Below are 14,241 nucleotides of genomic sequence, written 5' to 3'. Positions count from 1 at the left end.
CCTGTTCGGGCGGTCAGTAGTCCCTGTCTGACCGTGAGAAAGCAAGAATAGTCGCGAGGTTGCCCGAAGTCTGTGCCGAGACCGGAACGAGGCGTGCGATTTTTTCTCCGTCGGCTCAGCCCGCCGCCTGCAGCCGCGTTGGCTGGGCCTGTGCCGCCGGCTGCAGGTGCACGGCAAACACGCTGATGAGGTTGCGCATCTTTTCGCCGATCACTTCGGCACGGTGCCAGCTCAGGCCATCCAGCTCCAGCTCGATCAGAAACACGCCATCGTCCTGGCGGGCCTGCACCTGCAGGGGCGTGAGCAACTGCAGGGCGAACAGGTTGAGCAGGCGGCAGAGCAGGTCCGGTTCGGCCTCGGCCCGGACCTGGTACTGCACCCGGCAGTGCTCGTTGTGCGGGGACCAGGTATCGGGGCGTGAAGGCGTCAGGGGGTCGCGGCTGTACATGGTCTATCTCCTCGATCGGCTGGAGAAAGTTTTACATGTCGAGCTGGGTATTTCTTATCTATCATGGGCGAATTTCGCACCATGGCGACTTGTATTATTCACTGATAAGGCGATTCGAGGTTTTTCTATGCAGAGTGAGCTTGATGCGTACGATCGGCGGATCCTGGCGTTGCTGCAGGAGGATGCCTCGCTGTCCAGTGCGCAGATCGCCGAGCAGGTGGGCTTGTCCCAGTCGCCCTGCTGGCGGCGGATCCAGCGGCTCAAGGATGAAGGGGTGATCCGCAGCCAGGTGACCCTGCTCGATCGGAAAAAGATCGGCCTCAACACGCAGATTTTCGCCGAGGTGAAACTCAATGCCCACGGTCGCTCCAACTTCGCCGAATTCACCGAGGCGATCCGCGGTTTTCCCGAAGTGCTTGAGTGCTACGTGCTGATGGGCGCGGTGGACTTCCTGCTGCGCATCGTCACGGCCGATATCGAGGCCTACGAGCGGTTCTTCTTCGAGAAGCTGTCGCTGGTCCCGGGTATCCAGGAGGTCAACTCCATCGTCGCGCTGTCCGAGATCAAGTCCACCACCAGCCTGCCGGTGTTGCGTCCCTGAGGGCTCACCGGCCCGCGGGCCGCGGCATCTGCAACAACGCCTTGACGATGGCCTCGCTCCAGGCCCGGTAGCCGGTGAGGGTCAGGTGCTGGCCGTCGATGGTCGCCCACTGGCCCTTGCCGGAGAACTGCAGCGAGTCGATGTAGCGGCAGGGCGCGACGCTCTTGCCGAGGAAATCCGACATCGTCCGCACCCGTTCATAGGTCTTGCCGTATTTGCCGCCCTCGCTGCCCCAGCTCGGTCCGACCCAGACACAGGGGCTGTGGTGGTCGGCGAGGGCTTTCACCAGGCTGTTGGTCTGTTGCCAGATCCAGGCCTTGGGAAAGCTCGGCTTGTCGTAGCTGGCCATGGTGTCGCCCATGACGATCACGGTGATATCGGGTTTGTCGCTGTCGAGCAGTTGGCCGATCGGCCGGGTCGTCGCATTGTCCAGCACCGTGGCCTCGGCGCTGCCCCGGCGTTCGGCGCCGCCGCAGGGGCTGGGGGTCGCCTTGAGCCAGTCGCCGGCGCTGGCACCGCAGATGCCGATGGAGTGGACCTGGGCACCCTGGCGGCTGAGGGCCTCGTGCAGCGGGTTGAGCAGGAAATCGGGGGTCGCCAGGTGGCTGTCGCCGATGATCAGGACGGTCAGGCCCGCCAGGACCGATGAAGTGGTCATGTTGCACGCTCCCGCAGTTCAATTGGAGTAGGGCGAACGGTACGGGCTGACCGGCAGGGCCATCGGCCCGCTGATCTTCTCGAACAGGTAGCGCAGGTACAGCCCGGCGGTGACCTGGCGGTAATCCTGGGCGTTGTCCACACCCAGCTCGCCGCCCAGCAGCAGGTTCGAACCGAGCCGATATTCGCCCGCCGCGTTCAGGTTGTAGCCGACCCCGGTACTGCTCTTGCCGGGGTACTTGAGGTCGTTGGCAGCCTGTTCGGTGCGGTGTCCGGGAAAGTAGTCGGCGCCTTTCTGGTTGATGTACTGCACCCCCAGCGCGCCGTTGAGCCGATAGCTGAAGCGCTCGGAGCGCTGCGACCAATTGACCGGCACCGCCACGGAGAAGAACGTCTGCGGGCTGAAGTAGCCGCCGTGGCCGTAGGTGAAGAAGCCCTGGTTGTTTTCATAGGACAGCACCATGGTGCTCAGGCCCACGGTCAGCTTCTCGTCGGGCTGGTTGTCCAGGTACCAGTAGAGGCCGCCGCCCAGTTCGGCGCGGGTGTTGTCCTCGACGTTGTGGCCGACCAGCTTGTGCAGGGCGCCATAGCCATACAGGCCGACTTCCTGATCGTCGTAGCCGAGCAGCGCGCGCCCGCCGTTGGCCGTCACGCCACCCCAGCTGATGCCGGTGCGGCGGTCCTTCGCGCCGGCGAAGGAGGTCAGGCTGTCGGTGACCGGCCGCCGCGACAGGGCGATGCTGTAGTGCATGTTCGGGCTGGAGACCAGCGGCTGTTCCAGGCTGATGCCGCCGATCACGGTGTTGTAGGTGAAGCCCACGGGACTGACGCCGATGTCCGCCTTGATCCCGTGGGGCGGGCTGTCCACGGCGACCGCCAGCCCGACGCCATTGGCCTGCTGCGAGCCGGGGGAGCCGCTGGGCAGGCCGCTGCCGAAGCGGCCGAGGCTGTAGTCGTGGGCGCTGCCGGCGTGCAGCGAGACCGGGGTCACCCGCAACGCGACCCGATTGTCACCGGCCGGCAGGTTGGCTTCGAACGGTGCCTCGACATCGGTCAGCTTGCTCAGGCCCGACTCGTTATTGTTGCTGCGCACGCTCAGGCCCTGGGCGACATAGGCGCTGCGTTCCTGGAGAATTTCGTTCAGCGCCAGCTGCGCCGGGCTCAGATCCTGCTGCGCGGCTTCGCCTGCACGGCGGCCGGCGGCGAAGGGATTGCCGGCCGGTGCCGGATCGTCGTCCAGAAGACTATCGGCGCTTTCATAGCGTGAGGGTGCCAGGGACGGATCGGGCGGCATGCTCTCGGCCGACTCATTGCCGGAACGCAACGGGTCCTCACTGCGGACCGCGACTCGGCGGGGTTGTCCCGGCAGGTCGAGGAAGGGGTTGTCGCCGTCGCTGTCCGCCCTGTCGAGCGCCGGGTTGGCGCGCCGCTGGCTGCCCTCGATGGCCACGGCCTGGCGCAGCAGGTCGGCGGCCTCGGAACTCTTGCCCATGGCGCGATAGGTGGCGGCGGCGCTGGTCAGCACCTTGGGCACGCCCGGCTTGAGGGCCAGGGCGCTCTTGAGGGCCTTTTCCGCCCGCGCGTTGTCGTGGGCCTGGGCGGCCAGGCTGGCGACGCTCAGTTGCAGGTCGGCATTGCGCGGATCGTTTTCCAGCAGCGGCTGGTACAGCGCCATGGCCTTGGCGTTGTTGCCGCTGGCGCTGTACAGCCGTGCCAGGGCCGCGTTCGCCTGGGGATCGCGCGGTGATTGGCGCAGGATCGGCTTGAGCAAGTCGTAGGCGGCCACCAGGTTGCCTTTCTCGCGCAACTGGTCGGCCTGCCGGATGCGGTACAGCTTCACCAGGGAGGCGTAATGTCGGCGATCGCTGTCGCTCAGGCGTGTCCCCTGCAGGTTGCGCAGGATGTCGGCGGCGTCGTTGTCCTGGTCGGCCTTGAACAGGATGTCGGCGTAGAGCAGTTGCAGTTTGTTGGCGGGGTTGGGTGAGCGCTCCACCAGGTCGCGCATCAGCGCCACGCCCTGTTGTGGCTGGCCGGCATCGAGGTAGGCCGCAGCCAGGATCGCCACGCGCTCGGGCCTGCCCTCGGTCAGGGCCTGGCTGCGGGCGAGCAGGGCCTGGGCCTCGTGCTGCTGGCCACGCCGGAGGTTGGCGACGGCGGCATCGGTCTGCACGTGCAGGGCGATTTCCTTGCCCAGCTCGTCCATTTCGCGGCTGCGCCGCGCCGCAGGGATACGCGCGAGGCTGGCCTGGGCGTCCTGCCACTCGCCCAGTTGCGCCGCCAGCAGGGTGCGGGTGTAGAGCGCGTCGGGCTGATCGGGGTGGCGCTTGAGCAGGTCATTGATCTGCTCCCGGGCAGCCTGGGTGCGGCCCTGGCCGAGGTAGATCCGCGCCAGGGCGAAGCGTGTCCAGGCATTGCCGGGGTCATCCGCGAGTGCCTGCCGGTAGGCCTGTTCGGCGGCCCTCAGGTCGCCGCGTTGTTCGGCTACCCGGGCCACCTGGGTGGCGCGCAGCGAACGGACCGACACCTCGGCGTTCAGTCGCGCCTGGGCCGTCGCTGACAGCGAGTCGATCAGCTTGAGCGCCTCATCGGCCTTGCCCTGCTGCGCCAGTACCGCGATCAGGCCGTTGAGGGCCTGGGGGTCGTCGCGGTGGCTGGCGAGGATTCGCCGGTAGGCGGCCTCGGCCTTCGCCAGTTGGCCGTCCTGCGCCTGCAGGTTGGCCAGCGCCACCTGGCTGGACGATTGCCCGGGGTTCTGGCGGGCGGCCTGCTCGATCATCTGGCGCGCCTGGTCCTGGCGCCCGGCTTTCTGGGCCGCGCTCGCGCCGGCCATCAACCGCCAGTAGCGCACGTTGTCCAGCGCCTGTCGCCAGGGCTGTCCGCCGGGCTGGCGGGTGGCCCGGACCAGCAGGTCCTCGGCTTCGTCCAGGCGCTCCTGTTTCTGCCGCACGATGCCCAGGCCGCCGAGTGCGTCGGGGTCGTCGGGTTTTTCCTGGAGGCGCGCCTGAAACGCCTGCTCAGCGGCGGCCAGGTCGCCGGCCTCGAGGGCCTGCAGGCCGCGGGCGTCCTGTGGGTCGCGGCGCCAGGCCGCAGCTTTCGCGGTGCTGGTGTTGCTGCGGGTGAGGGCCTTGCCCTTGTTCATCAACTCGCGGATTTCCCGGTCGTCCGGGTGGGTGGCGAGGAACTGCTCGAACAGCGGAACCTGCGCCGGTGCCGGCGGGCCGATCCAGGTCAGGGCGAAGCGCCAGGTCTCATTGGCGTCGCTACCGACATCCTTGTCCCTGGCCAGTACGGCCAGGCGACGGATGCCTTCGGCGCGGGTGTCGAGGTTGCGCACCATGTGCTTGGCCAGGAACAGTGCCGCGGCACGGTCGTCGGGGTGTTCGCGCAGCAGCCGTTCGAGCCCGTTGCGGGCTTCCTGTTCGCCGCCACGGGTGTAGCCCAGCAGGAAGTAGAACTCGCGGGCCAGGTCGCCCTGCGGCTGGCGGCCATTGAACAGTTGCCGGTAGACCTTCACCGCGTCGTCGTACTGGTTGCCGTCGACCAGTTTTCGCGCGCGGGCCAGCAACTGCGCCTGTTCGTCGTTGCCCAGGGCGATGTCCTGCTCCAGTTGTTGCGCCTGGCGTGGCGGCGGTACCAGCGCCTGCAGGCGGGCGAGGTACTGGCGGGCCTCGTCCGGACGCTTGAGCTGCACGTTGCCCAGGCCCAGGCCATAGAGGGCCTCGGGCTGGTCCGGGGCGAGCAGCAGCAGTTTGTTCCAGGCATCCATGGCCCGGTCGGGATTGTGCTGGGCCTGCCAGTAGCGGCCCTGCTCGATCAGTTGGGCCTGTGGGTCATCGGCGGCTCGTGCCGCCGTGCCGGCCAGGGCGAGCAGCAGCGCCAGCGGCAGGCTGCGGCGCAGGTGCGTGCGCCTCGCCAGCCGGCTCATGACAACCGCCGCTTGGCCTGGGCCCGCAGGCCGCGGAAGATCAGCGCGCAGAGCAGGACAAAGCCGAGCAGGACGCTGAACAGCAGCCAGCCGACATGCCGCGACAACAGCAGCTGCAGATGCCGGAACCAGCCCAGGTGGCCGACGTAGTACGGCTGGTCGGCGGTCAGGCTGGTGACCTGTTTGTCCTGGACCACCGCCAGGCGGCCCTGGATCTGATCCTTGTAGTCGTCGCCGCCGATCATCGCCGCTGTCACCTCTTGCAGCCGGGCCGGCTCGCTGCTGGCGATCACCACCACGCTGCGCCCGCCCTTGAGTGGCGATTCGAAACCGGCCAGGTAGGGCGTGCCGCTGCCCGACCAGGCCAGGGCGGTGCGGGTCCTGCGGATCGCCGCCTCGCTGTCGGGGCTGAACCAGTCGTGGATGCGCAGGGCCAGGTCGCTCAGGTCGAAGAAGTGATGGCTGCTTTCGCTGCGCGCCGGCAGTGCCTCGGCCCAGCGCTTGAGCAGCGGCTGGTCACCGCCGGCGGCCAGGACCAGCATGTCCTTCTCGCTGACCGTGTCGATGTCGCGGGCCTGGATCACCTGGACGCCGGTGGTCGGGTAGCCGGTGGAGTCGCCGAAGCGGCCGAACACGGTGAGGTAGGCGCTCAGCACTTCCGGGCCCGGGTTGTCGGGCATGACCACGGCGGTTTCCGCGAGATCGGCGAGGCGGGTGAAGGGGAAGCCGCTGTCGCGGAACTTGGCCAGGTCGGGCATCGGCGTGTAGTGATCCAGGCCGCTGAGGTCGAGGGTCGAGTCCGGCTCGATCTGGCCGCGCATGTCCTCGACGATGACGTCGCGGCATTCGCCCTGCTTGACGTAGTCGTACATGTAGCGCAGTTGCAGCTGGGCCTTGAAGGTGGAGATGTCCAGCGGCAGGAACATGCTCGCTTCGCGGGGCAGGCTGTCGTCGGTCTTCAGCCATTCCAGCCACTGGGGTTCGCCGTTCAGGTTGGCGATCGACGGCAGCTGCATGGAGCGGATCAGGTGGTCGTTGAGGTGCACCAGCAGCGCCGAATTGGTCGAGAACTGCTGCGGGGGTGTAGCGATACTTGAGCTGCAGCGGCACGCCGCGGTTACGCCACTCGAACAGGTCCGGCGGCAGGCGCAGCGGCACGATGATTTCCCGCGGGTTGTAGCCGGAGACATGCAACTGCTGAGCGTCCACCAGCTCGCCGAGCTTCACCGGCCGGTCGGCCGGCAGCCAGTTGGGCGCATCGTAGGGCAGCCGGGCCGGTACCGGGTCCAGGCGATCGATCAGCGCGGTCGCGCCGGACATCGCCTTGCTGCCCAGGGCGACGGCGAGGGCGGCGGTCTTGAGTTCGGCGTCGTTGCGACCGCTGATCACCAGCAGCTTGCCGTAGGGGTCGTTGGGGTTGGTCATCATGGTGACGCTGGGGCCGGTGGCCGGGTTGCCCGACAGTTCGCCCAGGGGCAGCGCCTCGCGCCGGGTCGCCAGCACGATGGCGCTGCCTTTGGCCGGCAATTGGCCGACGCTGGCGGGGAAGGTCGCGGTGCGGTAGCTGGCCAGCGCGCCGAACTTCGATGACAGCGCGGCGGCCGCTTCCAGTTTGGCGAGGCCCGGGGCCGTGTCGAAGACGAACGGCAGCGTCAGCGGCCGGGCATCGTGGCGATCGAAGAACGGTGCCGGCAGCAGGGCCAGGTCGTTCTTCAGGGCGATCGGCGAGTACTGGATGTTCAGTTGGCTGTCATTGCTGACCCTGGCCCACAGGCTCGAATGCAGCGGGTCTTCGCACTGCATGGTGTAGTGGCCGATCAGTTGCAGGTCGATCCGGTTGAAGTCGGTGATCAGCCGTGCCGGAATCTCGACCACCTTCTCCAGGTCCTTGCCGGCCTCTTCCCTGGGCAGCGGCAGGCTGGCGGCGACCTTGTCGTTGACCAGCACGTTGAGCTGCGACAGGTCGGGCAGCATGGAGGGCGAATAGCTGAAGCGCAGCACCAGTTGTACGCCGGTGACGACCTGGTCGGCGCGGATGCCGAAGTCGGCGCTGTCGGTGGACTCGACCCCCTTGAGGTACATCGGGTCGCGACGTCCCAGCTGCTTGAACGTCAGGCTGTAGCTGTTGCCCGGGTTCGTCTGGGGCTGAGCGGCCGCCGTGTTGCCATGGACCTCGGCTTGCGAGAGCGCCCTGCCGGTGTCGGGGAGCAGGCTGCAGCAGGCCAGCAGAGCCAGGGCATAACGGGTGCAGCGTCCCGCGCTGCCAACGGAGGAGGTCGTGGTCATGGCGTGTCCAGGGCGGCGGTGGAGGAGGAGTGGCGGCGGGCGATGGGCAGCGTGGGCAACAGGCGTACGCTGGCCTTGAGCAGTTCGGCAATGCCGTGCAGGCCGATGGTGCTGACTTCTCGCAGGGCCGCGAGGGGCGAGTCCGGTTTGCCGCTGCCCCAGTTCATGGCCCAGGTGTCGGCGCGGGCGAAGGTCAGGTGGACCAGGTCGCTTTGCTGACGCAGGGTCATCGGGTCGAACTGGATACCGATGGTGCTGCCCTGGCTGGAAACCACGGTGCCGTCGAAGTCGTAGTGTTGGGCATGGCGGAACAGCGAGACCCGCAGGCGTTCGCCGCGCGGGATCGATTGTCCCTGCGCGAGCCGGAGCCCCAGGCCATGTTGCGAGAAATCCTCGGTGGTGCTCTGCCACTGCCTGCCGTCGGCCAGTTGCAGGCTGACCGGCAGTTGCGCCTCGACCCGCGGCTCGCTGCGGATCTGCCGGCTCTCGCTGGCGACCGCCAGGGCTGCACTGGTCACCATGACGTTGTACAGCGCCCAGACCTGGTTGAGCAGGACGGTGATGTCGGTGGTGTCGTCGGCACCGATGTAGTCGTAGAGGCCGAACAGCACCCCGGCGATGTTCAGGAGCAGCAGCACGATGTAGGGGCGGGCCATCTTCCAGTCGAAAAACTCCGGATGCAGGTCGCCGCCCTTGTCGGTGACGTTGAAGTGCCCGGAGCGTGGCCGGATCATCGCCATCAGCACCGGTGGCAGGATGTACCAGGCCAGCACCGTCTCGTAGACCTCGTTCCAGTACGAATGGCGGAACCGGCCCTGGATGCGCGAGTTGGTCAGGTTGGCCAGCAGCAGGTGCGGGAACGCGTAGGCGGCGACCATCAGCGGTGCGGCGTGGAAGATCTGCGCGCCGAAAATCAGGTAGGCCAGGGGCGCGGTGAGGAACACCATGCGCGGGAAGCCGTAGAAGAAGTGCAGCATGGCGTTGGTGTAGCAGACGCGCTGGCCGAGGGTCAGCCCGCGGCCGAGCATGGGGTTGTCGGTGCGGAAGATCTGGGTCATGCCGCGGGCCCAGCGGATGCGCTGGTTGATATGTCGCGACAGGTTCTCGGTGGCCATGCCGGCCGCCTGGGGCAGGGCCAGGTAGGCGGTGTTGTAGCCGGCACGGTTGAGCTTGAGCGAGGTGTGGGCGTCTTCGGTCAGGGTGGTTTCGTCCATGCCACCGACGGCCTCCAGCGGTGCCCGTCGCATCAGCGCACAGGAGCCGCAGAACATCGCCGCGTTCCACAGGTCGTTGCCGTCCTGCACCAGGCCGTAGAACAGCTCGCCCTCGTTGGGCACCGAGTGCCAGGTGTCGAGATTTTTCTCGAACGGGTCGGGCGAGAAGAAACAGTGCGGGGTCTGCAGCATCGCCAGCCGGGGGTCCTTGAGGAACCAGCCCATGGCGATCTGCAGGAAGGAGCGCGACGGCACGTGGTCGGCGTCGAAGGCGGCGATGTACTCGCCGTGGGTCACCCGCAGCGCGGCGTTGAAGTTGCCGGCCTTGGCATGCAGGTTGTTGTCGCGGGTCAGGTAGTGGGCACCGACGCTTTCGCAGAACTCGCGAAACTCCTCGCGGTGGCCGTCGTCGAGCACATGGACCCTGAGCTTGTCCTCGGGCCAGTCCAGCCCCTGGGCGGCGAACACCGTGACCTTGACGATCTCCAGCGACTCGTTGACCGTGGTGATGAACACGTCGACGCTGGGCCATTGCTCGGGGGCCTGGTCGAGCAGGATCGGCCGGCGCCGCAGCGGCCAGGCGGTCTGCACGTAGCCGAACACCAGCACCACCAGGGCGTAGAGTTCGGCCACCACCAGGGTGTAGCCGAACAGGGTGTCGTGGAAGTTTTCCAGCTGCAGGGTTTCGCTCAGGCGCCAGTACATGTAGCGCAGCGAGGCGATCAACGACAGGCTGATCATCGCGATGATCGGCAGGCGCCCCTCGAAGCGCCGCAGCAGCAGCGCCGCAATCACCAGCAGCAGGCCGAGCAGGGCCTGCCGGGACAGGCTGGCCGGCGCGCTGATGACGCCGGCAAGCACCACCGCGCAGAGCAGCGCAGCGATCCACAGGAGTACCCGGCGCAGGCGCTCGGGCCATTGCCGGGCGCGCCTGAAGCTGGTGCCGAGCAGACGTTCGACGCGGCGTTCGAGGGTCATGGCAGGCGTGGCTCCAGTTGGTCGTAGAGTTTGTCGGCGATGGCCAGGATGTCCTGGCAGCCGCGGGCGTCGGCGCTCTGTTCGAACGGATTGCATTCGTAGGCCAGGGCCTCGGAGATGGCGTCGTCCCAGGCGACGGTGCCGAGCAGCTGGGGCTTGAGCTGGTTTTCGAGGATCTGCGCGATGTCCACGGACAGCGCATGGGAACTGTCCACGCCGTTGATCACGAACCGGCAGCTGGCGGGCCGCTCGCCGCCCAGGTGCGGGGCGAGGGTGTTGACCAGGTGTTCCAGTGCGGCATGGGAGGCGGCATCGGGTCGGACTACGGCGACGATCAGGTCGGCCATGTGCAGGGCCTGTTCCTGGAACACGCTGCTGCCGGCCGGGGTATCGATGATCAGCGTGTCGTGCCGGCCCAGGTGCAGGGGCGCCAGGTGCCGGGCGAGCCAGAGCGGGTCGTCCTCGAGTTGGCGTTCGAGGCCATGCAATTGCTGCGGTTCGCTTTCGCCGAAGGGCAGCAGCCGGGTGCTGGCGTAGCCGGTCTGGGCCAGCTCCTGCCAACTGCGCTGCTCCAGGCTGGCGCGGCAGATCCCGGCGGCCTGGGGAAGGATGCCCAGGTGCCGATGCTGGGCGTTCTGCGGGTCGAGTTCGAGGACCACGGCCTGGCGGTCGGCGCTGTTGAGCAGGATCGCCAGCAGGCTGGCCAGGGTGCTGCGGCCCACGCCGCCACGAGTCGAGACCACCGCGACAATCCGTGCCGCGACGTGGGGCATGACTGGCGTCTGCCGGTGTTGCTCGGCCTGGGCCTGGCGCTGCCGGGCGAGATCGGTGAGCAGCGTGCGCAGGGAGGGCGACGAGGCCGGGTCGGCGATTGCGGGGGGCACCGCCAGGCTTGGCGTTTCGGCGGGTGTTGGCGCTGGAGGCGGTGGGCTGGGCGCGGGGAGAGGCTTTTCGGTGAAGGCCCGGGCCACCTCGATTTCCCGATAGCGGTCGGTGCTGGCCCCGAACTTGCGCATCAGGTTTCTGACATCATCGTCGTCTGAAGGCTGCATGACAGTATCCGTACCATTCCAGAAGAACTTGAAAGGGGACAGATACGGCTAATCACACAATGCCGTCGTACTGCGTGCCGTTTGGCAAACGATGGTGTTCTTAAAGGTGTCGCCTGTGTGTCTTGTCGATAGAACCTGAGGGACTTGGCAATGTTCCTGAAGGTTTTATCGCGCTGGTCAGGTTCAAATGTAGACCAGATTTTCCGCTGCAAGGAATTTTTGCTGGAAAGCGCAGGTGCCGAGCCTGCTCGCGAGATATAGGCGACCTTGATGGCCTCTTCGCGGGCAAGCCCTGCTCCTGCACGATGGCGCTGCTGTTACAGGCGCGACAGGGCTTTCCAGGCACGGCCCTGGGATACGGTCAGCGCCTGCTGGACCCGTGCTTCCAGTACTTCATCGCTGATATCCAGCTCTGCCAGTTGCGCCAGCTTGTTCAGCTCGCCGAACAGGCGATCCAGCTCCGGCAGTTCCAACACGCCACGGGCCAGGTGCAGCCAGGCCTGGATACGCTCGATGCGTGGCAGTTGCTCGGCCAGGTCTTCCGGCTGTTGCTGGTAGCGGCCCAGTTGCAGCGCCACGGCTTCGTCGGCCAGCAGGCGGGGCAACCAGCTCTGCAACTGCGCGGCACCCTGGCGGTTGCCGCGGTTGGCGCGCTCGACCGTCCAGCTGCGGGCCAGCAGCCAGCGCGAGGTGTTCAGGGAGAACTGGCCCCAGCGCACATCCTCCAGCTCCTCGAGGAACTGCTCCGGGGCAGCCTTGCGCACGTCCTCGTCTTCGATGCCGGCGTTGACCAGCGGGCGCCAGTCTTCCAGCAACGCGTCCAGGGCCTTGCGCAGTTCGCTGGTCGATTGCCGTGGTGCCACCTGACCGAGGCTGCCGACCAGCGCCCGCAGTTCGATCAACTGTTGCAGCCAGTCCTGCAGCAGGCGCCAGTGGCCGTTGAAGCGGTACTGCTCGGCCAGCCGCTGGCTGCTGCCGAGCAGGTGCCAGGCCAGCGCGGTGAAGGCGTCGTCCACCGAGGTCTCGGCGGTCAGTTGCGGCGTCGGCAGGCTCAGCGAGTAGCTGTTGGCGTCGAACAGCCGGTAGCCGCGTTCGGCCTTGCTGATATCGCAGGGCATCAGCGCCAGCTTCTCGGCCAGTTCGGCGGCCAGTTCCAGCAGCGCCTCGGGCTCGCCTTCGCGCAGTTCCAGTTCCAGCTCGCAGATTTCCTCCTTCTGCTTGCCGGCGATGACGGAACCGAGGTCCAGCGCCGCCTCGATCACCACTTTCGATTTGCCACGACCCCAGGCGATCTCGGCGCGCTCGCGAACGAAATCGGTGGTGAAGATCGGCTTGAGGGTTTTCTTGTCCAGCTCGGCCAGTTGCGCCGGCCAGCATTCGCCATCGAGCTTTTTCAGGTCCAGCCTGGCCTTGGCCAGGTGCCAGTCGTACTCGTTGCGCTCGGACAGGCCGGCGATGCTCTGGCCGCGGGTCTTGAGGGTCTGGATCACTTCGTCGCCGTCACGGCGCAGGCGCAGGGCGACCTTGGCCTGGGCCAGGTCGCGTTCGGGGGTGTCGAAATACTGGTTCATCAGTTCACGACGTTCCCAGCCGCTCTTGTTGCGCTTCTTCAACAGCGGGTGCTCGCGCAGGGCGGCGAGGGTTTCGCGGCTGACGCGGAGTTTGATTTCGGTTTCTTTCTGCATGGCCGGAAAATCCAGGATCGGGAGTGCGGCCGGGGAGAAGAGTGGCCGCCTTGGGGGATGCAGTGTACAGGACAAGCGGGTCGCACGCGTCGTGGCGGTTTATTCCGGCCGCCGGATGGCTCTATGATGGGCTTCGCCTTGGAGTCCGGGAGTCAGCGCAATGCCTTTGCCGTCGATGAAAGATCAGTTCGCTGCGCTGATTGCAGTTCCTTCCGTCAGTTGTACCCAGCCGAGCCTGGACCTGAGCAACCGTCCGGTGATCGACCTGCTGGCCGGCTGGTTGAGCGACCTGGGTTTCAACTGCGATATCCAGCCGGTCAGCCCCGGCAAGTTCAACCTGCTCGCCAGCTTCGGCAGTGGTCCCGGCGGCCTGGTGCTGGCCGGGCACAGCGACACCGTGCCGTTCGACGAAGCGCTGTGGCAGACCGACCCGCTCAAGCTCAGCGAGGTCGATGGCCGTTGGGTCGGCCTGGGCAGTTGCGACATGAAGGGGTTCTTCGCCCTGATCATCGAGGCGGTGCGGCCGCTGCTCGAGCAGCCGTTCAAGCAGCCGCTGCTGATCCTGGCGACCTGCGACGAGGAAAGCTCGATGTCCGGCGCCCGTGCCCTGGCCGAGGCCGGGCGGCCGCTGGGCCGTGCGGCGGTGATCGGCGAGCCGACCGGGCTCAAGCCCATTCGCCTGCACAAGGGCGTGATGATGGAGCGCATCGACATCCTCGGCCGCAGCGGCCACTCGTCGGACCCGAGCCTGGGCCACAGCGCCCTCGAAGCCATGCACGATGTGATCGGCGAGCTGCGTGGCCTGCGCGGGCAGTGGCAGCGCGAGTACAACAACCCGCAATTCACCGTGCCACAGCCGACCCTGAACCTGGGCTGCATTCACGGTGGCGACAACCCCAACCGCATCTGCGGCCAGTGTGCCCTGGAATTCGACCTGCGACCGCTGCCGGGCATGGACCCGGGCGTACTGCGCGCGGCGATCCGCGGCAAGCTTGAGCCGCTGGCTGCGCGGCACCAGGTGAAGATCGACTATGCGCCGCTGTTCCCCGAGGTGCCGCCCTTCGAGCAGGTGGCCGATGCCGAACTGGTACGCATCGCCGAAAAACTCACCGGTCACCGCGCGCAAGCGGTGGCGTTCGGTACCGAAGCGCCTTATCTTCAGCGCCTTGGCTGCGAGACCCTGATATTGGGCCCCGGCGATATCGATTGTGCGCACCAGCCGGGAGAATTCCTCGAAATGTCACGTTTGCAGCCTACCGTACAGCTGTTGCGCGAACTGATTGAACATTATTGCTTGAGCCCGGCCCCGAGCTTGCGTTAAATGCCAGGCCAAACCATTCATTACCGAGTAAGGAGAGCCCGCGTGTCGCCAAGCCTGTTCCGACGATAACCAAC

At 66.9% G+C, this 14,241-nt stretch carries 8 protein-coding genes and 1 pseudogene; 2 read left to right on the top strand and 7 right to left on the bottom strand.

Going from position 1 to position 14,241, the window contains the following annotated elements; genetic code table 11:
• Positions 1-115 precede the first annotated feature (115 nt).
• Entirely contained in the window at positions 116-448 is a 333-nt protein-coding gene (locus tag ACZ5KU_RS30030) for a hypothetical protein (protein ID WP_054061172.1), read from the bottom strand.
• Positions 449-575: 127 nt separating this feature from the next.
• Between ACZ5KU_RS30030 and ACZ5KU_RS30025 the strand changes: the two genes are divergently transcribed.
• On the top strand, positions 576-1,049 hold the full coding sequence (locus ACZ5KU_RS30025) for an Lrp/AsnC family transcriptional regulator (protein ID WP_054063589.1): 474 nt from the start codon (positions 576-578) through the stop codon (positions 1,047-1,049).
• A 4-nt stretch (positions 1,050-1,053) separates the two neighbouring features.
• Here ACZ5KU_RS30025 and ACZ5KU_RS30020 read toward each other — a convergent pair whose 3' ends face one another.
• The 6 genes and pseudogenes from ACZ5KU_RS30020 to ACZ5KU_RS29995 all read right to left on the bottom strand — a co-directional run bounded on the left by ACZ5KU_RS30020 (position 1,054) and on the right by ACZ5KU_RS29995 (position 12,846).
• A complete protein-coding gene (locus ACZ5KU_RS30020) occupies positions 1,054-1,707 on the bottom strand; it encodes an SGNH/GDSL hydrolase family protein (protein WP_464736633.1) in 654 nt (217 codons plus the stop codon).
• 18 nt (positions 1,708-1,725) lie between these two features.
• Positions 1,726-5,631, bottom strand: coding sequence for a cellulose synthase subunit BcsC-related outer membrane protein (locus ACZ5KU_RS30015; RefSeq protein ID WP_464736632.1), 3,906 nt, complete (start codon positions 5,629-5,631; stop codon positions 1,726-1,728).
• Positions 5,628-7,917 (bottom strand): annotated as a pseudogene (bcsB, locus tag ACZ5KU_RS30010) (cellulose biosynthesis cyclic di-GMP-binding regulatory protein BcsB). The gene ACZ5KU_RS30015 and the pseudogene bcsB overlap by 4 nt, the downstream one beginning before the upstream one ends.
• Positions 7,914-10,109, bottom strand: coding sequence for a UDP-forming cellulose synthase catalytic subunit (gene bcsA, locus ACZ5KU_RS30005; RefSeq protein WP_054058581.1), 2,196 nt, complete (start codon positions 10,107-10,109; stop codon positions 7,914-7,916). Before bcsA ends, bcsB begins: the two are co-directional and overlap by 4 nt.
• Entirely contained in the window at positions 10,106-11,161 is a 1,056-nt protein-coding gene (gene bcsQ / locus ACZ5KU_RS30000; RefSeq protein ID WP_464736631.1) for a cellulose biosynthesis protein BcsQ, read from the bottom strand. The genes bcsA and bcsQ overlap by 4 nt, the downstream gene beginning before the upstream one ends.
• Positions 11,162-11,478: 317 nt before the next feature.
• Positions 11,479-12,846, bottom strand: coding sequence for a CYTH domain-containing protein (locus ACZ5KU_RS29995; protein WP_464736630.1), 1,368 nt, complete (start codon positions 12,844-12,846; stop codon positions 11,479-11,481).
• A 160-nt stretch (positions 12,847-13,006) separates the two neighbouring features.
• On the opposite strand from ACZ5KU_RS29995, the gene argE reads away from it, so the two are divergent.
• The gene (gene argE, locus ACZ5KU_RS29990) at positions 13,007-14,167 is read left to right on the top strand and encodes an acetylornithine deacetylase (protein WP_054058622.1); all 1,161 of its coding nucleotides are present in this window, start codon (positions 13,007-13,009) and stop codon (positions 14,165-14,167) included.
• Positions 14,168-14,241 lie beyond the last annotated feature (74 nt).

The organism is Pseudomonas sp. Tof1 (assembly GCF_055390395.1).
Note: the sequence above shows the minus strand (reverse complement) of the source record. Positions and strands in the feature narration are given on the sequence as shown.